Source organism: Streptomyces sp. NPDC048718 (assembly GCF_043198875.1).
In the GTDB taxonomy this organism is placed as follows: domain Bacteria; phylum Actinomycetota; class Actinomycetes; order Streptomycetales; family Streptomycetaceae; genus Streptomyces.
The window spans coordinates 1-20028 of record NZ_JBICVG010000021.1 but is presented as its reverse complement, the minus strand read 5'-3'; the positions used below and the strand labels follow the sequence as shown (position 1 = coordinate 20028).

Annotated in this window: 21 protein-coding genes; 12 read left to right on the top strand and 9 right to left on the bottom strand. The window is 72.5% G+C overall.

Translation table 11 applies throughout. From position 1 onward, the window contains the following. Window positions 1-2 precede the first annotated feature (2 nt). Entirely contained in the window at window positions 3-677 is a 675-nt protein-coding gene (locus tag ACGFRB_RS30220; RefSeq protein WP_393247563.1) for an ATP-dependent Clp protease proteolytic subunit, read from the bottom strand. Window positions 678-735: 58 nt separating this feature from the next. On the opposite strand from ACGFRB_RS30220, the gene ACGFRB_RS30215 reads away from it, so the two are divergent. From ACGFRB_RS30215 to ACGFRB_RS30180, 8 genes are all read left to right on the top strand, one after another. Beyond that, window positions 736-1017, top strand: a complete 282-nt coding sequence (locus tag ACGFRB_RS30215) for a type II toxin-antitoxin system Phd/YefM family antitoxin (RefSeq protein ID WP_363007801.1) — start codon at window positions 736-738, stop codon at window positions 1015-1017. A 241-nt stretch (window positions 1018-1258) separates the two neighbouring features. Beyond that, complete coding sequence (locus ACGFRB_RS30210; protein WP_363007803.1) at window positions 1259-1582, top strand: urease subunit gamma; 324 nt, start codon at window positions 1259-1261, stop codon at window positions 1580-1582. After that, window positions 1579-1938 (top strand): urease subunit beta, encoded by a 360-nt coding sequence (locus ACGFRB_RS30205; RefSeq protein WP_393247561.1) that lies wholly within the window; start codon window positions 1579-1581, stop codon window positions 1936-1938. The genes ACGFRB_RS30210 and ACGFRB_RS30205 overlap by 4 nt, the downstream gene beginning before the upstream one ends. Further along, complete coding sequence (locus ACGFRB_RS30200; RefSeq protein WP_393247559.1) at window positions 1931-3652, top strand: urease subunit alpha; 1722 nt, start codon at window positions 1931-1933, stop codon at window positions 3650-3652. Before ACGFRB_RS30205 ends, ACGFRB_RS30200 begins: the two co-directional genes overlap by 8 nt. A gap of 11 nt (window positions 3653-3663) precedes the next feature. Continuing rightward, window positions 3664-4353: an urease accessory UreF family protein gene (locus tag ACGFRB_RS30195; protein ID WP_363007808.1), complete on the top strand. Its 690-nt coding sequence runs from the start codon at window positions 3664-3666 to the stop codon at window positions 4351-4353. Window positions 4354-4414: 61 nt separating this feature from the next. Further along, window positions 4415-5092 (top strand): urease accessory protein UreG, encoded by a 678-nt coding sequence (gene ureG, locus ACGFRB_RS30190; protein ID WP_393247557.1) that lies wholly within the window; start codon window positions 4415-4417, stop codon window positions 5090-5092. Next, window positions 5089-6018: an urease accessory protein UreD gene (locus tag ACGFRB_RS30185; protein ID WP_393247555.1), complete on the top strand. Its 930-nt coding sequence runs from the start codon at window positions 5089-5091 to the stop codon at window positions 6016-6018. The genes ureG and ACGFRB_RS30185 overlap by 4 nt, the downstream gene beginning before the upstream one ends. A gap of 187 nt (window positions 6019-6205) precedes the next feature. After that, complete coding sequence (locus tag ACGFRB_RS30180) at window positions 6206-7783, top strand: alpha/beta hydrolase (protein WP_393247553.1); 1578 nt, start codon at window positions 6206-6208, stop codon at window positions 7781-7783. Between the two features lie 157 nt (window positions 7784-7940). Here the strand turns inward: ACGFRB_RS30180 and ACGFRB_RS30175 are convergent, their stop codons facing one another. Further along, window positions 7941-8984, bottom strand: coding sequence for an NAD-dependent epimerase/dehydratase family protein (locus ACGFRB_RS30175; protein WP_393247551.1), 1044 nt, complete (start codon window positions 8982-8984; stop codon window positions 7941-7943). A 138-nt stretch (window positions 8985-9122) separates the two neighbouring features. Further along, entirely contained in the window at window positions 9123-9737 is a 615-nt protein-coding gene (locus ACGFRB_RS30170) for a TetR/AcrR family transcriptional regulator (protein WP_393247550.1), read from the bottom strand. Window positions 9738-9945: 208 nt separating this feature from the next. On the opposite strand from ACGFRB_RS30170, the gene ACGFRB_RS30165 reads away from it, so the two are divergent. After that, window positions 9946-11439, top strand: a complete 1494-nt coding sequence (locus ACGFRB_RS30165; RefSeq protein ID WP_393247549.1) for an MFS transporter — start codon at window positions 9946-9948, stop codon at window positions 11437-11439. An 89-nt stretch (window positions 11440-11528) separates the two neighbouring features. Here ACGFRB_RS30165 and ACGFRB_RS30160 read toward each other — a convergent pair whose 3' ends face one another. From ACGFRB_RS30160 to ACGFRB_RS30140, 5 genes are all read right to left on the bottom strand, one after another. Then, a complete protein-coding gene (locus ACGFRB_RS30160; protein WP_363007973.1) occupies window positions 11529-11750 on the bottom strand; it encodes a hypothetical protein in 222 nt (73 codons plus the stop codon). A gap of 150 nt (window positions 11751-11900) precedes the next feature. Then, entirely contained in the window at window positions 11901-12875 is a 975-nt protein-coding gene (locus ACGFRB_RS30155; RefSeq protein WP_363007822.1) for a cytochrome c oxidase assembly protein, read from the bottom strand. A gap of 123 nt (window positions 12876-12998) precedes the next feature. Next, entirely contained in the window at window positions 12999-14024 is a 1026-nt protein-coding gene (locus ACGFRB_RS30150; protein WP_361236146.1) for a 6-phosphofructokinase, read from the bottom strand. A gap of 318 nt (window positions 14025-14342) precedes the next feature. Next, the gene (locus ACGFRB_RS30145; RefSeq protein ID WP_361236143.1) at window positions 14343-15071 is read right to left on the bottom strand and encodes a glutamine amidotransferase; all 729 of its coding nucleotides are present in this window, start codon (window positions 15069-15071) and stop codon (window positions 14343-14345) included. Window positions 15072-15103: 32 nt separating this feature from the next. After that, window positions 15104-16345, bottom strand: coding sequence for a MurT ligase domain-containing protein (locus ACGFRB_RS30140; protein WP_363007824.1), 1242 nt, complete (start codon window positions 16343-16345; stop codon window positions 15104-15106). Window positions 16346-16460: 115 nt separating this feature from the next. Between ACGFRB_RS30140 and def the strand changes: the two genes are divergently transcribed. Then, window positions 16461-17030 carry a peptide deformylase gene (gene def / locus ACGFRB_RS30135; protein WP_363007826.1) on the top strand — a complete coding sequence of 190 codons (570 nt, stop codon included), beginning with the start codon at window positions 16461-16463 and terminating at the stop codon, window positions 17028-17030. Window positions 17031-17161: 131 nt separating this feature from the next. On the opposite strand, the gene ACGFRB_RS30130 is transcribed toward def, so the two are convergent. Further along, window positions 17162-17812 carry a TetR family transcriptional regulator gene (locus ACGFRB_RS30130; protein WP_393247547.1) on the bottom strand — a complete coding sequence of 217 codons (651 nt, stop codon included), beginning with the start codon at window positions 17810-17812 and terminating at the stop codon, window positions 17162-17164. Between the two features lie 164 nt (window positions 17813-17976). Here ACGFRB_RS30130 and ACGFRB_RS30125 point away from each other — a divergent pair, with 164 nt between their 5' ends. Beyond that, window positions 17977-19203: an acyl-CoA dehydrogenase family protein gene (locus ACGFRB_RS30125; RefSeq protein ID WP_393247545.1), complete on the top strand. Its 1227-nt coding sequence runs from the start codon at window positions 17977-17979 to the stop codon at window positions 19201-19203. Window positions 19204-19427: 224 nt separating this feature from the next. Then, on the top strand, window positions 19428-19844 hold the full coding sequence (locus ACGFRB_RS30120) for a hypothetical protein (protein WP_393247543.1): 417 nt from the start codon (window positions 19428-19430) through the stop codon (window positions 19842-19844). Window positions 19845-20028: the final 184 nt, after the last annotated feature.

Below are 20028 nucleotides of genomic sequence, written 5' to 3'. Positions count from 1 at the left end.
CCTCACTCTTCCCCGGCCCCGGACCGGGCGTCCCCCGTGCCGGTGCCGGTGCCGGTGCCGGTGTCGGCGCCGCCGGTGTCGTGGCGGCCGCGGACCACCTGGTCCACCAGCCCGTACGCCCGCGCGCCCGCCGCGTCGAGGACCGTGGTCCGGTCGATGTCGGCGTCCACCCGGGCCCGCTCTCGCCCGGTGTGCTCGGCGAGCAGCCCGGCGAGCAGATCCCGCTGGCGCAGCAGCTCCCGGGCCTGGATGTCGAGATCGCTCGGCTGCCCCTGTACCGGTTCGTCGAGCGCGGGCGGCTCCAGGACGATCCGGGCGCGCGGCAGGGCGAGCCGGCGGCCCGGGGTTCCCGCCGCGAGGAGTACGGCCGCCGGCCCCGCGGCCTGGCCGAGACAGATGGTCTCCACCTCGCACGACACCGTGCGGATCGTGTCGTAGATCGCGGTCATGGCGGTGACCGAGCCGCCGGGGGAGTTGATGTAGAGGCTGATCACCCGCTCCGGCGCGGCGTAGTCCAGGTGCAGGAACTGGGCGATGACGTCGTTCGCGGCCGCCTCGTCGACCGGGGTGCCCAGCATGACGATCCGCTCCTCGAAGAGCTTCGCGTACGGATCGAGCGTGCGGACCCCGAAGGACGTGCGTTCCGTGAACTCCGGAAGGACATGGCGCATCTGCATGAGGCTTTCCTCCTTCTGTAAAAAATGTACAGGACGTACAGCCCGTAAGATGAGGAGCATGGCCTACGAGATTCCGGTGACGCAAGCGCGCGCAGAGCTCGCGGATCTGATCAACCGCGTCGTCTACGGCGACGAGCGCGTCGTCGTCACCCGGCACGGCAAGCCCCTGGTCGCCCTGGTCTCCGCCGCCGACCTGGAACGACTCGAATCCCTGCGGGAGGGCGAGAGCGAGCCGGTGATCAGCGCGGTGTCGACACTCCGTGACACCGCGTCCGCTCCGGGCGAACAGCGCCGCTTCGGTATCGCGGCCCACCATCGCGAGCCCGGCTCCGACGCCTGAACCGAGCTGTCGGGGCCGTCGGGGCTGATGTCGGGGCCGCCGCGCCGCCCGGTGCCGCGCGCCGCACCTCCGCCTTGTTAACGGACACGCAAAGTGCGCGTCAGGGGTCCGGAAAGACTTCCGCCGCAACGCGCAATCTCTCAAAACACGCCCCTCGCCCCCGTTCGACGGCATGCCGAGCGTGGGTAGGGTCCGGCGCAGTCCCGGGAGACACCCGGCGTGCCGACAGCGAGGTGGAAGCGTGCGACTCAGCCCCCACGAGCAGGAGCGGCTGCTCATCCATGTCGCGGCCGACGTGGCCGAGAAGCGCCGGGCACGCGGGGTGAAGCTCAACCACCCCGAGGCCGTCGCCCTCATCACCGCCCACGTCCTGGAGGGCGCCCGGGACGGGCGGACCGTCGCGGAGCTGATGGACTCTGGGCGCAAGGTGCTGACCAGCAAGGACGTCATGGACGGCGTCCCGCAGATGATCCCCGACGTCCAGGTCGAGGCCACCTTCCCGGACGGCACCAAGCTCGTCACCGTCCACGAGCCCATCTTCCCGGGGGAGCCCCGTACCCGATGATCCCCGGAGAGATCCTGTACGCGAACGGCCCGGTGGTCCTCAACGAGGGCCGCCCCGTCACCCGCCTCACCGTTCTCAACACCGCCGACCGTCCCGTCCAGGTCGGCTCCCACTACCACTTCGCCGAGGTCAACCCCGGTCTCGAGTTCGACCGCGCAGCCGCCCGGGGGCTGCGGCTGCACATCGCCGCCGGCACCGCCGTACGCTTCGAGCCCGGCATCCCGGTCGAGGTCGAGCTGGTGCCGCTGGCCGGCCGCCGGTTCGTACCGGGCCTGCGCGGCGAGACGGCCGGCCCGCTGGACCCCGCGAGCGACGCGACCGCCGAGGACCGCCCGAACGGAGCCGACCGTGCCTGAGCTGCACCGCGCCGACTACGCCGATCTGTTCGGCCCCACCACCGGCGACCGGATCCGGCTCGCCGACACCGATCTGCTGGTACGGATCGAGGAGGACCGCTCCGGCGGCCCTGGCCGGGCCGGTGAGGAAGCCGTCTTCGGCGGCGGCAAGGTCATCCGTGAGTCGATGGGCCAGTCCTGTGTCACCCGCGCCGAGGGCGCCCCCGACACCGTGATCACCGGCGCGGTCGTCATCGACCACTGGGGCGTCGTCAAGGCCGACATCGGCATCCGCGGCGGCCGGATCACCGCCCTCGGCAAGGCCGGCAACCCCGACACCATGGACGGGGTCCACCCCGACCTCGTCATCGGCCCCGAGACCGAGGTGATCGTCGGCAACGGGCGCATCGTCACCGCCGGGGCCGTGGACACCCATGTCCACTTCATCGGGCCGACCGTCGTCGAACAGGCCCTCGCCACCGGGATCACCACCCTCGTCGGCGGCGGCACCGGTCCCGCCGAGGGCACCAAAGCCACCACCGTCACCCCGGGACCCTGGCACATGGCCCGGATGTTCGAGGCCCTGGACACCTTCCCGGTCAACATCGGTCTGCTCGGCAAGGGCAACACGATGTCCCGCGACGCGATGCGCTCCCAACTGCGGGGCGGCGCACTGGGGTTCAAGGTCCACGAGGACTGGGGTGCCACCCCCGCCGTCATCGACGCCTGTCTGGACGTCTGCGAGGAGTCCGGCGCCCAGCTCGCCATCCACACCGACACCCTGAACGAGGCCGGCTTCGTCGGCGACACGCTCGCCGCCATCGCGGGCCGCACCATCCACACGTACCACACCGAGGGCGCGGGCGGCGGGCACGCGCCCGACATCATCACCGTGGTCTCCGAGCCGTACGTCCTGCCCAGTTCGACCAACCCCACCCGGCCGCACACGGTCAACACCGTCAAAGAGCATCTCGACATGCTGATGGTGTGCCACCACCTCAACCCGGCCGTCCCGGAGGACCTCGCCTTCGCGGAGTCCCGGATCCGGCCCACGACGATCGCGGCCGAGGACATCCTGCACGACCTCGGCGCCATCTCGATCATGTCCTCGGACTCCCAGGCGATGGGCCGCATCGGCGAGGTGATCATGCGGACCTGGCAGACCGCCCACGTCATGAAGAAGCGGCGGGGCGCCCTGCCCGGCGACGGCGACGACGACAACCACCGGGCCCGGCGCTATGTCGCCAAGTACACGATCAACCCGGCCGTCGCGCAGGGCCTGGACCACCTCGTCGGCTCCGTCGAGACCGGCAAGCTCGCCGACCTCGTGCTCTGGGAACCCGCCTTCTTCGGCGTCAAGCCGCTCCTCGTCCTCAAGGGCGGCCAGATCGCCTACGCGCAGCTGGGCGACGCCAACGCCTCCATCCCCACCCCGCAACCGGTGCTGCCCCGCCCGATGTTCGGTGCGCTCGGCCGGGCCGCCGCGGCGGGATCCGTCAACTTCACCACCCCGGCCGCGATCGAGGACGGGCTGCCCGAAAAGCTCGGCCTGAGCAAGGAGTTCGCCGCCATCGGCTCCACCCGCCGGACCACCAAGGCGGACATGCGGGAGAACGACGCGATGCCCCGGGTCGAGGTCCACCCCGACAAGTTCCAGGTGCGGATCGACGGCGAGCGGGTCGAACCGCACCCCGTGGAGGAACTGCCCATGGCCCAGCGCTACTTCCTCTTCTGAGCACCGCCGCCATGTCCGATTCCGCGGCGCGTGCCGCGCTCCTCGTGCTCGCCGACGGGCGGTTCCCCGCGGGCGGGCACGCCCACTCCGGCGGCGCCGAGGCCGCGGTCCGGGCCGGCCGGCTCACCGACGCCGCCGGCCTGGAGTCCTTCTGTCAGGGTCGGCTGCACACCACCGGCCTCACCTCGGCCGGCCTCGCCGCCGCCGCGGCCCTCGGCGCCGACCCGCACGCCCTCGACGAGGCCGCCGACGCCCGGACGCCCTCGCCCGCCCTGCGGGCCGCGGCCCGCAGACTCGGCCGCCAGCTGATGCGGGCCGCCCGCACCGCCTGGCCCGGCCCCGAACTCGACCGGCTCGCCGCCGCGTTCCCGCGCGGCGCGCACCAGCCGGCCGTCCTCGGCACCGCCGCCCGGGCCGCCGGGCTCGGCCCGGGGGACGCCGCCCACTGTGTCGTCTACGAGACGGCGAGCGGGCCCGCGACCGCCGCCGTACGGCTGCTCGGCCTGGACCCCTTCCAGGCCACCGCCGTCCTCGCCCGGCTGGCCCCCGAGATGGACCGGGTGGCCGCCGAGGCCGTCGCCCGGGCCCGGGAGGCCGTACGGGAAGGGCGGCTGGACATCCTGCCCGCCGCGTCCGCCCCGCTGCTCGACCTGACCGCCGAGCAGCACGCGACCTGGCCCGTCCGCCTCTTCGCCTCGTAATCCCCTGCCCTGTCCCGTTGCCACGGACTGCCACCGCCCGCCGCCGGCCCCAAGGAGCCTCATGCACCTCGACCACGGACACGACCACGGCTCCGCCGTCTCCGCCGACGCCCACCGGCCCGACGGCACCCGCCGCGCCCTGCGCATCGGCCTCGGCGGGCCCGTCGGCTCCGGCAAGACCGCCACCGTCGCCGCGCTCTGCCGCGCCCTGCGCGACAGCCTCTCCCTCGCCGTCGTCACCAACGACATCTACACCCGCGAGGACGCCGAATTCCTGCTCCGCGAGGCCGTGCTGCCGCCCGAGCGGATCGCCGCCGTCGAGACCGGCGCCTGCCCGCACACCGCCATCCGCGACGACATCTCCGCCAACCTCGAAGCCGTCGAGGACCTGGAGGACGCGATCGGCCCGCTCGACCTCGTCCTCGTCGAATCCGGCGGCGACAACCTCACCGCCACCTTCTCCAAGGGGCTCGTCGACGCCCAGATCTTCGTCATCGACGTCGCCGGCGGCGACGACATCCCGCGCAAGGGCGGCCCCGGCGTCACCACCTCCGACCTCCTGGTCATCAACAAGACCGACCTCGCCCCGTACGTCGGCTCCGACCTCGGCCGCATGGAGAGCGACGCGAAGCGACAGCGCGGCGAACTCCCCGTGGCACTCACCTCGTTGCGCTCCGCCGAGGGCGTCGCCCCGGTCGCCGACTGGGTCCGCGGCCGACTGGCGGCCTGGACCGCATGAGCCTGGCCGTCCAGCCCCCGGGCCCGGAAGCCGAGTCGGGGGTGGTGCCCATGTCCGCGCCGGAGCCGGTGCACGAGCCCGCGTCCGACTCCACGCGCGAGCCGGTGTCCGCGTACGAGCCCGCGCCCGTGTCCGCCCCCGAGCCCGGACACACGCCCCCGGGCACCCCGCCGCCCGACCGGGCGAGCCTCACCGCCACCGCCCGGATCGCCGCCGCACCGGACGGTTCTCTGCCCGTCCTGAGCGGCGACGGGCCCTTCGCGCTGCGCCGCACCCGGGCCACCGGCCCGTACACCCGGGTCACCGTCGTCGGTGCGATGAGCGCCCCGCTCGGCGGCGACCGGCTCGCCCTCACGGCCGAAGTGCGCGACGGGGCCCGGCTACTCGTCGACTCCGCCGCCGCGACCGTCGCCCTGCCCGGCGGCACCGAGACCCCCGCCACCTACGACATCGCGCTCACCGTCGGTGCGGACGCCGAGCTGCGCTGGCTCCCCGAACAGCTCGTCTCCGCCGCCGGATCCGTCCTCACCGTGCGCACCACGGTCCGACTCGACGCCACCGCACGGCTCGTGCTCCGCGAGGAGCAGATCCTCGGCCGCCACGCCGAGCCGCCCGGCACCCTCACCACCCGGCTCACCGTCCGCCACGCCGGACGGCCGCTGCTCGACCAGGAACTCCGCTACGGACCCGGCGCCCCGCCCGGCTGGGACGGCCCCGCCGTCCTCGGCGGGCATCGCGCGACCGGTCAACTCCTGGTCGTCGACCCGGCGTTCGCCGACCGGCCGGTAGCGGCCCGGCTGCTCGGCGAACACGCCGTCCTGGCCCCGCTCGCGGGTCCGGCCGCCCTCGTCACCGCCGTCGCCCCGGACGCCCTCGCGCTGCGCCGCGTCCTCGACGAGGCCCTCCGTCTGCTCGCCGCCACCTGACCCGAGGACCGTCCCCGCACGGCTTTCCGGCGGTAACCGCTCAGCGGTACACCTGTATCCGGTTATTGGTTCGGTAAAGAAACATGCGTACGCTCTTTTGTCCGAGGCCCCAAAGGCGGAAGGATCCCCCGAACAGCCACCACGGCGCTGCCACGGGGGCGGCGCCCATCGATGGGGGAGAGATTCCTTGAGACGTACAGCAGTGTTCGGCTCCGCCGGCACTCTGATAGCGGGCACGCTCATAGCGAGCGCGCTCGCCGCCCCGGCCGCGGGCGCCGTCACCGGCCAGACCCGCGACGCCGAGGCCCGGGGCGCCGCCCTCGCCGCCGAGCGCGCCGCGAAGGCGGGCATCGACTGGCGCGACTGCCCCGCCAACTGGGGCCTCGAGAAGCCGATTCAGTGCGGCTTCGTGACCGTCCCGGTCGACTACTCCCGCCCGGACGGCAAGAAGATCCAGATCGCCGTCGACCGCGTCGGCGCCACTGGCACCGCCGGCGAGCACCAGGGCTCGCTGCTCTACAACCCCGGTGGCCCCGGTGGCTCCGGTCTGAAGTTCCCCCGCCGTGTCACCACGAAGAACCCGATCTGGGCGAACGTCGCCAAGGCGTACGACTTCGTCGGCTTCGACCCGCGCGGTGTCGGCCACTCGGCGCCCATCTCCTGCGTCGACCCGACCGAGTTCGTCAAGGGCCCCAAGGCCGACCCGGTCCCCGACAGCGAGGCCGACAAGGCCGCCCAGCGCGAGCTGGCCGCCGAGTACGCCAAGGGCTGCGCCGAGAAGAGCGGCGACATCCTGCCGTTCATCAACACCCTCAACACCGCGCGCGACCTCGACGTCGTCCGCGCGGCGCTCGGCGAGAAGAAGCTGAACTACATCGGCGCCTCCTACGGCACCTACCTCGGCGCCGTCTACGGCACGCTGTACCCGGACCACGTGCGCCGCATGCTGGTCGACAGCGTCGTGGACCCGTCCAAGGACAACATCTGGTACGAGGCCAACCTCACCCAGGACATCGCCTTCGAGGGCCGCCTCAAGGACTGGATGACCTGGGTCGCCCAGAACGACGCCACCTACCACATCGGCAAGACCTACGAGCAGGTCCACCAGCAGTGGCTGACCCTGCGCGCCGCCGCCAAGAAGGCGCCGCTCGGCGGCACCGTCGGACCGGCCGAGCTCATCGGCTTCTTCCAGAGCGCCCCGTACTACGACTCCACCTGGGCCCCGACCGCCCGGGCGTGGAGCGCGTATGTCGCGGGTGACCCGCAGCCGCTGATCGACGGCGCCTCCGCGGACCTCACCGACACCGCCGGCAACATCGCGTCGGAGAACGGCAACGCCGTCTACACCGCCGTCGAGTGCAACGACGCGCCGTGGCCGACCAGCTGGAAGACGTGGGACCGGGACAACTCCCGGCTGCACGAGAAGTACCCGTTCATGACCTGGTCGAACGCCTGGATGAACCTGCCCTGCGCCACCTGGTCCGGCGAGCGCCAGAAGCCGACCCAGGTCAAGACCGGCAAGGGCCTGCCGCCGGTGCTCATCGTCCAGTCCGAGCGGGACGCGGCCACGCCGTACGCCGGCGCCGTCGAGCTGCACAAGCGCTTCAAGGGCTCGCGCCTCATCACCGAGAAGAACGCTGGCTCGCACGGCGTCACCGGCCTGGTGAACCCCTGCGTCAACAGCCGGGTCGACGCCTACCTGCTGGACGGCAAGGTCGACAGCGCGGACGTGACGTGCGACCCGCACGCCACGCCCAAGCCGTAATCGGCTTCGCGCCGTGACGGCCGGGCGGTGACGCCCCGCCGGTACAGCTGAGCACGCCGAAGGGCGGTCGCCACGAGGCGGCCGCCCTTCGGCGTGTCCGGGGCCCGGGGTCTCGCGCCAGGGGTGTCGCACCCGGCGGCGTCCCGTGCCCGGAGTCTCACACCCCGCGGCGCGCCGCGAGCCAGGCGTCCTCGGCCGCGTAGTCGAAGAAGTCCACCCCGTACCTGACCAGTCCGGGGAAGGCGTCCCGCCAGTCCCGCTCGGCCACCGCCGCCGCCAGCCACTCCACCGTCTCCGGCAGCGACCGCGCGTAGTTCCGCACCGGCCGGTAGCCCAACTCCCGTTCCGCCGCCGCCATGTCGCAGACGACCGGGCGCGGCGTGGTCCACGGGGTGTAGCCGACCATGTCGTCCCCGGGCGGCCCGTCGAACAGGACCGTCTCGCTGCTCACGCCCATCACGGCGTCGATCGCCGCGCCGATCTCGGCGACCGACGGCGCGTCCGGGTCGGCGCCGTTGAGCACCCGGGTCCCCGGCTTCGCGGCGGCCAGCCGGATCAGCTCGGCCAGATTCTCCACGCTCACCGGATGGAAGACGGACCGCCCGCCCTCCGCGAGGATCCGTACCGGCCGCTTGTCCAACGCGCGCTTGACGAACCAGAGTTCGCGCGGCCCCGGGCTGTGCGGGCCGTGTACCGCCGCCGCCCGCAGCACGGTCGCCGGCAGCCGCTCGCCGGCCGCGAGCAGCTCCCGCTCCAGGGCCACCTTGCGGGTGCCGTACGAGCTGTCGCCCGGTGCCACGGTCCGCCAGGTCTCCGGGATCGGGACCGGATAGAGCGGAAAACCGTCCGGCTCGTCCTGGGTGTCGAAGTTCCGCCCCTGCTCGTCCTCGTACACCGCCGCGCTGGAGATCACGACCGCCGATCCGATCCGGTCGGCCAGCGCCGTCAACTGGCGCCCGTGGCCCGCGTCGTAGGCCACCACGTCCACCAGGACGTCCACTCCCTCGCCGAGGGCCCGAGCCAGTGCCCCTTCCTCGGTCCGGTCCAGCGCCACCGACCGGACCTCCGCCGGCCACCGCTCGTCCCGGCCGCCCCGGCGCGAGGCGGCCGTGACCTCCCATCCGTCCCCGGCGAGCGCCCGTACGGCCGCCCGTCCGATCTGTCCCGTCGCTCCCACCACGAAGGCGTGTCCCTTGGTCATGGGCGGCACGCTACGGGCCGAAGGGCCGGGCGCCCAGGCCCTTTCGCCGTGCGCGGATTCGCCCTCGGCGTGGGGCGCGCGGGAACTTTCCGGAGCGCGGGGCGGCCGGCGGGTGGCCCCTCGCCCCTCGCGAGCCCCTCAGCCCTCGCGAGCCGCCCGGTCCCCGCTCCAGGCGTGCATCGCCATGTCCGCCAGATCGTGCAGCTGCGCCCGCTCGGCCCCGTCCCGGGCCTGGAGCGAGAGGCCGTTGAGGAAGGTGGTGAAGAAGGCGGCGAGCCGGTCCGTGTCGGCATCCCCGGCGAGTTCGCCGGAGGCGACGGCGGTGTCCAGCCGGTCCTTGAGGGCGGACTTGGTGCGGGCCCGGCAGCGCACCGCGAAATCGCGCACGGACTCGTGCGCGGTGGCGCTGTCGGTGGCGGCGAGCGCGATCATGCAGCCGCGCGGCCGGTCCTCGGCGGTGAACCGGTCGACGCTCTCGTGCAGCAGCGCCGCGAGCGCCTCGCGCACGGTCGGGGCCTCGTCCATGACCTGCCGGGTGGACTCGGCCTCGGTGTTCTCGTAGAGCTCGACCGCCTCCCGGAACAGCTGCTCCTTGTTGGTGAACGCGGCATACAGGCTGGGCGGGTTGATGCCCATGGCGGTGCTGAGGTCGGTGGTGGACGTGGTGGCGTACCCACGTTCCCAGAAGACGAGCATCGCCGTGTGCAGTGCGGCGTCCCGGTCGAAGCCGCGCGGGCGTCCGGTGCGGGCCACAGGGCCTCCTTGACGGTCGGTCAGTCGGTCGATAGCTTTTCTGTAGAGGTCAGTACAGAAGTACTGCTGCCCGCTGCCCCGCGAGGGGATCAGCCGCTCCACCCTGCCCTCGACTCTACGGCCGCGCCGCCCGCCCCCGCCCCGTTCGCCGGGCGTCCGGTGGCGCGGGACCCGGCCCGCGCCTCTTCACGAGAAGGAGATCCGGTCCATGACACTCGCGGACGAGACCAAGGCCGAGCGCGCGTTACCCGGTGCGACCGCCCCCGACGTGCCCGGCGCCCGTGAAGCCCCCGACTCCGGTGGGCGATGGGGTGCGCGGGAATGGCTGATGCTCGTCGTGGTGTGCGGAGCGTTCTCGCTCGACGCGCTCGACAACATCATGGTCGGCATCGCCACCCCGCAGATCAAGGACGAGTTCGGCATGAGCACGTCTGGGGCCCAGTGGGTGGTGAGCGCGTACGTCCTCGGCTTCGGCGGCTTCCTGCTGCTCGGCGGGCGGATGTCCGACCTGCTCGGCAAGCGCCGGGTGTTCCTGTGGGGCCTCGCCGTCCTCGCGGCCGGCTCGCTGCTCGGCGGCCTCGCCGACACCGGCCTCCTGGTCGTCGCCGGCCGGTTCGTGATGGGCGTCGGCGCCGCGCTGACCGCCCCCTCCGCCCTCTCGATCGTCGTCGGCACCTTCCCCGAGGGGCCGCAGCGCAACCGGGCCCTGGGCATCTACACCGCCTGCGGCGCCGTCGGCTACTCGATCGGCGTGGTGGTCGGCGGTGCGCTCACCCAGGCCGGCTGGCGCTGGACCTTCATGCTCGGCGTCCCGGTGGCCCTCGCGGCCTTCGCCGGAGCGCTGGCCCTGGTCCCCAGGGACCCGGCGCACGACGGCTCCCGCCGCCACTACGACGCGGCCGGCGCCGTCACGGTCACCGCCGCCATGCTGCTCCTCGTCTACGGCATCGTCCGCGCCCCGGCGGAGGGCTGGCTCTCCGGCGCCACCCTCGGTGTCCTCGCCGCGGCCGTCGCGCTGATGGCGCTCTTCGCCGTGATCGAGTCGCGCACCCCGCGGCCGCTGCTCCGGCTCGGCCTGCTGCGCGGCGCCTCCCTGCTGGGCGCCGGCCTGATCGCCGCCGCGATCCTCGGCACGTACATGAGCTTCCAGTTCATCGGCAGCCTGTACTTGCAGTCCTACCGGGGCTGGTCCCCGCTGGCGATGGCCTTCGCCTTCCTGCCCGTCGGCCTCATGATCCTCACCTTCGCGCCCCGCGCCGGGAAGTGGCTGGGCCGCACCGGAACGCGCCTGCCGCTCTTCGGCGGGATGCTCGCCTACGCCTTCGCCTTCCTGCTCTTCCTGCGGGTCGGCGAGGACTCCTCGTACTGGCTGGTGATCCTGCCCAGCATGCTGCTGATCGGCGTCGGCTTCCCGTTCGCCTTCACGGCGGCCAACGTCCAGGCCACGGCCGGCGTCGACGAGTCCGAGCAGGGGATGGCCGCAGGGATCCTGCAGACCGGCTATCAGGTGGGTGCCGCTGTCGTGCTGGCCGTGGTGACGGTACGGATGGGCGGGGAGGACGGCCCGTCGCGGGCCGCGGCCCTTGCCGGATACCACCGGGGCACCTGGGTGATCGTCGTGATCGCCGCCGTTTCGTCCCTCGGGGTGGCGATCACGGCGGGGGCGGCCCGGCGGCGGGCGGGTCGGTCGGCCGCGCGCTGATCAGGGGTGGGCAGGGGGCGCCACCGGGGGAGCGGGCCCGTCCCGGGCCTCGGGAGAGGGCCGGATCAGGGCCCGGAAGGGGGGCGGGTTCAGGGTTCCGAGGGGCCCCGCCCGCCGCCCGCCGGCCGGCCGCGTGGGGTCACGGCCGGCTCACCGCTGTCCGCCGCGGCCACCCCGATCGTCGCCACACCGAGCACCACCCAGCCGAACCAGAGCCAGCCGTTGCTGCCCAGACCGACCGTGTACGCGGTGGTGAGGATCAGGGCCGCGCAGGTGAGCGCGGCCATTGTCTTCGTGGAACCCGACATCATCGCTCAGCCCTCCTCCCCGCCATCGTGGCCCTGGGGGAGGGGCGTGCGCCAGCCCTCGGCGGGAACATCGTGCGCCCCCGCCGCGCGCCGTCACGGACCGGCGCGCGCGGTCACGTACCGCTACCGCGCGCGCCGTCATCGCGGCTGTCGCTACCGAGCCTGGCCGCCGCGCGCCTGGAGCGAGGCGAGGTACGCGTTGTACTCCTGCAGCTCCTTGTCGCCGTCGCGGTCCGCGGCCCGGTCCTTGCGCGCGGCCTGCCGCTGCTCGGAGTGGTACCACTGGTAGACCAGCGCGATCAGCACCAGCACCGACGGGATCTCGCTGAAGCCCCAGGCGATGCCGCCCGCCGCGCTCTGGTCGGCCAGCGCGTCGATCGCGAGGGACGCGGGCGGGTTCTTGTACGTCTCGACCATGGGCGAGGTCGCCATCATCAGCGCGATGCCGAAGAACGCGTGGAACGGCATGCCAGCGAACAGCTCCAGCATCCGCATCACATAGCCCGGCCGGTGCGGACCCGGGTCGACGCCCATGATCGGCCAGAAGAACGACAGTCCCACCGCGAGGAAGTGGATCATCATCGCGATGTGGCCCGTCTTCGACCCCATGAGGAAGTCGAACAGCGGCGTGAAGTAGAGCGCGTACAGACTCGCGATGAACATCGGGATGGTGAAGCCCGGGTGCGTGATGACCCGCATGTAGCGGCTGTGCAGCAGCATCAGCAGCAGCTCGCGCGGGCCCTTCGTGCCGCGCGTCGCCGCGACCGGCAGCGCCCGCAGCGACAGCGTCACCGGCGCGCCGAGCAGCAGCAGGATCGGCGACAGCATGGAGATCACCATGTGCTGCACCATGTGCACGCTGAACATGACCATGCCGTAGTCGTTGAGCTTGGTGCACATCACCAGGGCGATGGTGAGCACGCCCACCATGAAGAACACCGTCCGGTTCACCGGCCAGGAGTCCCCGCGCCGCCGCAGCCGCACCACGCCCCAGGCGTACAGGACGATGCCGGCGATACACCCGATCAGGAAGAAGAGGTCGGGGGAGAACTCCAGGCCCCGCCCCAGCGTGAACGGGGGCAGGTCCATGGGCATGCCGTGTCCCCCACCGTGCCCGCTGTGATCCATCTGTCTACTCCTGGAGCCCGTTTCGCGCTTGTTGTCCGCACCAGACTAGAACCGCCCCCGGCCGTGTCCACGACCGGGGGCGGTTAGGGGGTTTCTTGCCTTTCAGGCAATTTCCCGAACGGGTCAGAGCACGCACTCCGCCTCGTCGTAACGGTCGGCGGGGACCGTTTTCAGGGTCTCCACGGCCCGGCCCAGCGGCACCAGCTCGATCTCCGTGCCGCGCAGTGCGGTCAGCATGCCGAAGTCGCCGCGGTGTGCCGCCTCGACCGCGTGCCAGCCGAAGCGGGTGGCGAGCACCCGGTCGTACGCGGTCGGGGTGCCGCCGCGCTGGACATGGCCGAGGATGACGGGCCGGGCCTCCTTGCCGAGCCGTCGCTCCAGCTCGACGGAGAGCTGGTTGGCCACACCGGTGAACCGCTCGTGGCCGTAGATGTCGGTGCCCGCGGTCTTGAAGTCCATGGTGCCCTCGCGCGGCTTCGCGCCCTCGGCGACCACGACGATGGCGAAGCGCTTGCCGTCCTCGAAGCGGGCGCCGACCCGGGCGGTCAGCTCGTCGATGTCGAAGGGGCGCTCGGGCACGACGATGGCGTGCGCGCCGGCGGCCATGCCGGAGTGGAGCGCGATCCAGCCGGTGTGCCGGCCCATGACCTCGACGATCAGCACCCGCTGATGGGACTCGGCGGTGGTCTTCAGCCGGTCCAGGGCCTCGGTGGCGACGGTGACAGCGGTGTCGAAGCCGAAGGTGACGTCGGTCGCGGCGATGTCGTTGTCGATGGTCTTGGGGACGCCGACTATCGGCAGCCCGGCCTCGGAGAGCAGATGCGCGGCCTTCAGGGTGCCCTCGCCGCCGATCGGGATGATCGCGTCGAGGCCGAGGTCCGCGACATGGCCGCGGGCCTGCTCGACGCCGCCGACGAGATGGGCGGGCTGGACCCGGGAGGAGCCGAGGATGGTGCCGCCGCGGGCCAGGATGCCGTTGACGGCGTCGAGGTCCAGCTTGCGGTAGTCGCACTCGAGCAGCCCCTTCCACCCGTCGTGGAAGCCGATCACCTCGTCACCGTGGTCGACGACGGCGCGGTGCACGACGGACCTGATGACGGCGTTCAGACCGGGGCAGTCTCCGCCGGAGGTGAGCACACCAATGCGCATAGCCCAAAAACCTTTGCAACGTGGGCAGACTCCCGGACCACGTCGTCCGGCTGGATCGACGCCACCCTATCGGTGCCGGGTGGCCTGTCCGAACCGGTTGTCCGCACCGTGGACAACGCACACATGTACGGCAGAGGCGACATACGAGCACCGGTGTTTCCGGTGCGGTCCGCACCCGTCCGGATGCCCGCCCGCACACCGGCGCGCGGGCCCGCGGGGCGCACACGTGCGGTGTGCGCCCCGCGGGGGCGACGGGCTGTCAGGCATACCGTCCGACGGGCTGTCGGACGGCCCGTCGGACAGGCGTCGGGCAGACCGTCAGGCGGGCCGCGTGGCGGAGGCGATGCGCTCGGCGCGCAGCGCCTCGTACCAGCGGTCGTCCGTCGGCGGCAGCGCGTTCACATCGAGCGCCAGCTTCAGCAGCAGGTCCGCGATCTGCGGGTTGCGGGCCATCACGGGGCCGTGCATGTACGTACCGAAGACGGTCTCGTTGTACGCGCCCTCGGTGCCGTCACCGCTGCCGTTGCCGTTGCCGAACACCGTGCGGGCGAACGGGCGGGCGGTCGGGCCCAGGTGGGTGACGCCCTGGTGGTTCTCGAACCCGGTGAGCTGGGGCAGGCCGAGGCGCGGGTCGATGTCGGCGAGCACGTCGCCGACGCAGCGCTCGCCCTCGCCGCGGACCGTGGTCACGTCGAGCAGGCCGAGGCCGGGCTCGCGCGCGCCGAGATCGTTGACGAACTCGTGGCCGAGGATCTGGTAGCCGGCGCACACCGAGAAGATGATGGCGCCGTTGGAGGCGGCCCGGCTCAGCCCGCCGTCGCGGCGCAGCCGCTCGGCGGCCAGCCGCTGCGGGCGGTCCTCGCCGCCGCCGACCAGGTAGATGTCGCCGGAGGTCGGGACCGGCTGGTCGCTGCGCACGTCGACGCGCTCGACGTTGAGGCCGCGCTGGCGGGCGCGGCGCTCGACGACGAGGACGTTGCCCTGGTCGCCGTAGGTGCTGAGCAGGTCGGGGTAGACCCAGACCAGACGCAGGCTGCTGTCACTCATGGTGCAAGTCCTTTTGCGGGGTCGAGGCGGGGTCAGTTGCCGACACGGCGGCGGACGTCCTGGAACGCCGTGTAGTTGGCGATCAGCTCGATCTGTCCGGGCGGCGCCATGGCCACCGCCTCGTCGAGCGTCTCGCAGACACGGAAGTCCACACCCGCGACCTCCAGCCGGACCGCGAGGTCCAGCCGGCGGTCGCCGATCACCATGATCGGGTGGCCGGCCAGTCGGCCGTAGTCCACGTCCCACAGCCAGGAGGTGTCCGTGCCGTCGGCGCCGCGCGCGTTGACGGAGAGGATCACCGGCGTCGGCGGCGGGTCGATCAGGGAGAACGTCTCGAGCCAGCCCGCGGGGTTCTTCGCGAGCAGCAGCCGCAGCTCGCGGCCCTCGAAGGTGACCACGTCGTAGCGGCCGGCGACGGCCTGCACCTGGTACATGCGCTCAAGAGCGACCTGCGGCGGCACCCCGAAGACCGCGGCGACGGCGGCCGAGGTGGCGGCGTTGGCCTTGTTGGCGCGGCCGGGCAGCTGCAGATGGATGGGCCAGGCCGAACCGTGCGGGTCCAGCACGTGGTCACCGCTGAGCGCCCAGCTCGGCGCGGGGCGGCGGAAGCCGCACTCGGCGCAGAACCAGTCGTCGCCCGGGCGCTGCAGTACACCGCCGCAGGACGGGCAGGACCAGGCGTCGTCCTTCCACTCCTGGCCGACCGCGACCCACACCACATTGGGGGAGGACGAGGCGGCCCACACGATCAGCGGGTCGTCGGCGTTGGCGATGACCACGGCCTTCGTGCCGTTGAGTCCCTCGCGCCACTTCTCGGCGAGCATCCGCGTCTCGGCGGCCCGGTCGAGCTGGTCACGGGAGAGGTTGAGCAGGGCGATGGCCTTCGGGGTGGTGTCCCGGGCGACGCCCGCCAGATACTTCTCGTCGACCTCGATCACGCCGTACCGGGCGTCCGATCCGCCGGCCAGGGCGGAGGTGATACCGGCGGGCATGTTGGCGCCCAGCGCGTTCGACACCACCGGGCCACTGGCCCGCAGTGCCTCGGCGATCAGCCGGGTCGTGGTGGTCTTGCCGTTGGTCGCCGAGACGAGCACCACGTCCAGGTGCTGCGCCAGCGCCGCCAGCAGATCAGGGTCGAGCTTGAGGGCGACGCGGCCGCCGATCACCGATCCGCTGCCGCGTCCCGCTGCCCGCGAAACGGCGGCCGCGGCCCTGCCGGCCGTCACGGCCAGCTTGGCGCGCGCCGACAGCGGCTCCGAGTTGCTGCCTGACATCGTCCTTGTTCCTCCTTGCGTCGGTCCGGGCTCAGCCTATCGAGATCCGGCCAGCAGCCCGAATTCGCGGCACCGCGACGCGGCGCCACGGCCCCCTGAACGTACGCTTGCGTCCATGCGAAACCGGCTGATCCCCGGCAGTTCCGGCCGTGTCCGAGCGATGACTCTGCTCGGCACCCCTGTTCTGCACACCCCCTGCGAGCCCGTCACCGACTTCGGTCCGGAGCTGTCCCGGCTTGTCGAGGACATGTTCGCGACGATGTACGCGGCGAACGGGGTGGGCCTGGCCGCGAACCAAGTGGGCGTGGGTCTGCGGGTGTTCGTGTACGACTGTCTGGACGACGAGGACGTCCGGCACCTGGGTCATGTGGTGAACCCCCGGCTGGTCGAGACCGGCGGGGAGATGTTCCGGGGCCCCGAGGGCTGTCTCTCCTTGCCGGGCCTGGAGGCCCCGACGCCCCGTTACGACCATGCCGTGGTCGAGGGGGTCCGGCTCGACGGTACCCCGGTCCGCGTCCAGGGCACGGATTTCTTCGCCCGCTGTCTCCAGCACGAGTGCGACCACCTCGACGGCGGCGTGTACGCGGACCATGTGACGGGCCGGGCCCGCCGCAGGCTCCTGAAGTCGATCCGGAAGCAGCCCTGGGGTGCCGGGGCGGACGCCCTCGGACCCGAGGCCGTTTGAGGGGCCTTTCCAGGGGCCGTTCAAGGGGCCGGGCCCCTGGGTGCGCGGCTCCCTGGAGCGGCCGGGTCTCCTGGGCGGTCCGGCCCGCCGGGGTTCGCCCGGTGGAAGTCCGCTCCGCCCGGGTCCGCCCGCTAGAAACCGGGCCCGCCGGGCAGGTCCGGGGCCTGGGCCAGCCGACCCCAGAGGATGTCGGCGAGGCTGCGCACGAGCTCCTCGCGCGGGCAGGGGCGCTCGCCGAGCCACCAGTCGCCGGCCGCGTGCATCATCCCGACGATGCCGTGGCCCCAGATCCGGGCCTGCGTCTCGCCGCCCGGGCCGAGGTCGACCCGCTCGGCGATGACCTGGCCGAGCTCCTCGCCCATGCGCCGCAGCAGCGGGGCGGAGTGGCGGCCGATGTCGAAGCCCTGCTCCGCGTGGTGCGGCTCCTCGGCCGGATGCATGAGGAAGCGGTAGACCTGCGGCATCGCCTCGATGGAGGCGAGATAGGTGTCGAGGGTGGATTCGACGCGCCGGCGCCGGTCCGCGGGCGCGTCGAGCGCGGCGCGCAGCGCGGCCAGCAGGGCGTCGGTGTGCCGGGTGGCGAGGGCGCGGTAGAGGCCGCCCTTGTCGCCGAAGTGGCGGTAGAGGATCGGCTTGGTGATGCCGGCCTCGGCGGCGATGGCGTTCATGGAGGCCTGGGGCCCGTCGCGGAGCACCACGCGGTCCGCCGCCTCCAGCAGCTCCCGGCGCCGTTGGTCGGCCGGCTTCTGCTGGTCGGTGGTGGTCCGGTGTCTGGTGTCCATGGGCGTGTCTCCCCGCCTGTACGAATTCCTGCGGCTGTCGCAACGTAACACCCTCGCGGCACCGGGTGCCGTCCGGCAGGATGTGCTCCGCTGCTGGTTGACAGGGGCTACCCACCGGTAACAGACTGCGGTTACCGCAAGTAACAGGCCGCTGGGAGGGACCAATGTCCGAGTTCACTTTCGAACTGAACGAAGACCAGAAGCAGGTGCGCGACTGGCTCCACGGCTTCGCCGCGGACGTCATCCGCCCCGCGGCCGCCGAATGGGACGAGCGCGAGGAGACCCCCTGGCCGATCATCCAGGAAGCGGCCAAGATCGGAATCTACTCCCTCGACTTCTACGCCCAGCAGTTCTTCGACCCCACCGGCCTCGGCGTCCCGATGACGATGGAGGAGCTGTTCTGGGGCGACGCGGGCATCGCCCTGTCCATCGTCGGCACCGGCCTCGCGGCCGTCGGCGTCCTCGCCAACGGCACCGACGAGCAGATCGGCACCTGGGTGCCGCAGATGTACGGCGACGCCACCGACGTCAAGGTCGCCGCCTTCTGCTCCTCCGAGCCCGACGCCGGTTCCGACGTGGCCTCCATGCGCACCCGCGCCGTCTACGACGAGGCCAAGGACGAGTGGGTGATCAACGGCACCAAGACCTGGGCCACCAACGGCGGCATCGCCAATGTCCACGTCGTCGTCGCCGTCGTCGACCCCGAGCTCGGCTCCAAGGGCCACGCCTCCTTCATCGTGCCGCCGAACACCCCCGGTCTGTCCCAGGGGCAGAAGTTCCAGAAGCACGGCATCCGCGCCTCGCACACCGCCGAGGTCGTCCTGGAGGACGTCCGGGTGCCCGGCAGCTGCCTGCTCGGCGGCAAGGAGAAGCTCGACGAGCGCCTCGCCCGTGCCCGGGAGCGCGCCAGGAGCGGCGGCGAGCGCGTCAAGAACGCCGCCATGGCCACCTTCGAGGCCTCTCGGCCCGCCGTCGGCGCCATGGCCATCGGCACCGCCCGCGCCGCGTACGAGGTGGCCCTCGACTATGCCAAGACCCGGCAGCAGTTCGGCCGCCCGATCATCGACAACCAGGGCGTCGCCTTCCAGCTCGCCGACATGCGCACCCAGATCGACGCGGCGCGGCTGCTGGTGTGGCGCGCCTCCTGGATGGGGGTCACGGGCAAGCCCTTCACCTCCGCCGAGGGGTCGATGTCCAAGCTGTACGCGAGCGAGGTCGCCAAGAAGGTCACCGGGCAGGCCATCCAGATCCTCGGCGGCAACGGCTACACGCGCGAGTACCCGGTGGAGCGGATGCACCGCGACGCCGCGATCTACACCATCTTCGAGGGGACGAGCGAGATCCAGCGCCTGGTCATCGCCCGCACCCTGTCCGGCATGCCGATCCGCTGACCCGGCGGCCTGTCGGGGGACCGGCGCCGTTCGTCCTGTCGCACCCCTCACGCCCCTCACACCCTTCAGGCCCGCCCCGCCCCGCTCACCCGGACGGCCCCGCCCGGTCGCCGCGGGCCGGGCCCGGGGCGAGGCTGGGGCCGTGGCGGGAACGTCACCGGTTCCCGCTGCCGTACCGCGTGGTGCGACGGCGGCGACCGCGGCCCGGACGAGAGGTGGCGGCGATGGCGGCCATGCCCAGTGGCGCACGACAGGACGCGGGAGGCTCCCGCGGCGCGGTACAGCCGACCAAGCCGGCGCTGTTCGCCGGTGTGGCACTGTTCATCAGCGGTGTGCTGAGCTTCCTCCTGGGAGTCGCCGGCATCGCCCAGGACAGGCTCTTCATCCGGCCGGGGCACTACGAGTACCGGTTCGACCTCACCGCGTGGGGCTGGATCCATCTGATCATCGGCGTCGTACTGCTGATCGTGGCCGTCGGGGTCCTGATGATGAAGGGCTGGGCCCGCGGCGCCGGCATCGGGCTCGCCGCGATCAGCCTGGTCACCCAGTTCATGTTCATCCCGTACTACCCGGCGTGGGCGATCACCGTGATGGTCCTGGACCTCGTCATCATCTGGAGCCTGGCACGGCTCCTCGACTGAGCGCGCGGCGGACCCGCGGCGCGGGGCGCGAACGGGGGGGGGGGGGGGGGGGGCGCGCGCGCCCCCCCCCCCCCCCCCCCCCCCCCCCCCCCCGCCCGTTCTCCCGCGAGTATGAACGGATGAACTCTCGTACGTTTTTGACCAGCCGCCCGCTGCTTCTGCCCTTGGCCCTGCCCCTGGCGCT

Coding starts and splice junctions, on each gene's coding strand:
- ACGFRB_RS30220 (WP_393247563.1), bottom strand. CDS start 677: ATGCAGATGCGCCATGTCCTTCCGGAGTTCACGGAACGCACGTCCTTC.
- ACGFRB_RS30215 (WP_363007801.1), top strand. CDS start 736: ATGGCCTACGAGATTCCGGTGACGCAAGCGCGCGCAGAGCTCGCGGAT.
- ACGFRB_RS30205 (WP_393247561.1), top strand. CDS start 1,579: ATGATCCCCGGAGAGATCCTGTACGCGAACGGCCCGGTGGTCCTCAAC.
- ACGFRB_RS30195 (WP_363007808.1), top strand. CDS start 3,664: ATGTCCGATTCCGCGGCGCGTGCCGCGCTCCTCGTGCTCGCCGACGGG.
- ureG (WP_393247557.1), top strand. CDS start 4,415: ATGCACCTCGACCACGGACACGACCACGGCTCCGCCGTCTCCGCCGAC.
- ACGFRB_RS30185 (WP_393247555.1), top strand. CDS start 5,089: ATGAGCCTGGCCGTCCAGCCCCCGGGCCCGGAAGCCGAGTCGGGGGTG.
- ACGFRB_RS30175 (WP_393247551.1), bottom strand. CDS start 8,984: ATGACCAAGGGACACGCCTTCGTGGTGGGAGCGACGGGACAGATCGGA.
- ACGFRB_RS30165 (WP_393247549.1), top strand. CDS start 9,946: ATGACACTCGCGGACGAGACCAAGGCCGAGCGCGCGTTACCCGGTGCG.
- ACGFRB_RS30160 (WP_363007973.1), bottom strand. CDS start 11,750: ATGATGTCGGGTTCCACGAAGACAATGGCCGCGCTCACCTGCGCGGCC.
- ACGFRB_RS30155 (WP_363007822.1), bottom strand. CDS start 12,875: ATGGATCACAGCGGGCACGGTGGGGGACACGGCATGCCCATGGACCTG.
- ACGFRB_RS30150 (WP_361236146.1), bottom strand. CDS start 14,024: ATGCGCATTGGTGTGCTCACCTCCGGCGGAGACTGCCCCGGTCTGAAC.
- ACGFRB_RS30145 (WP_361236143.1), bottom strand. CDS start 15,071: ATGAGTGACAGCAGCCTGCGTCTGGTCTGGGTCTACCCCGACCTGCTC.
- ACGFRB_RS30140 (WP_363007824.1), bottom strand. CDS start 16,345: ATGTCAGGCAGCAACTCGGAGCCGCTGTCGGCGCGCGCCAAGCTGGCC.
- def (WP_363007826.1), top strand. CDS start 16,461: ATGCGAAACCGGCTGATCCCCGGCAGTTCCGGCCGTGTCCGAGCGATG.
- ACGFRB_RS30130 (WP_393247547.1), bottom strand. CDS start 17,812: ATGGACACCAGACACCGGACCACCACCGACCAGCAGAAGCCGGCCGAC.
- ACGFRB_RS30125 (WP_393247545.1), top strand. CDS start 17,977: ATGTCCGAGTTCACTTTCGAACTGAACGAAGACCAGAAGCAGGTGCGC.
- ACGFRB_RS30120 (WP_393247543.1), top strand. CDS start 19,428: ATGGCGGCCATGCCCAGTGGCGCACGACAGGACGCGGGAGGCTCCCGC.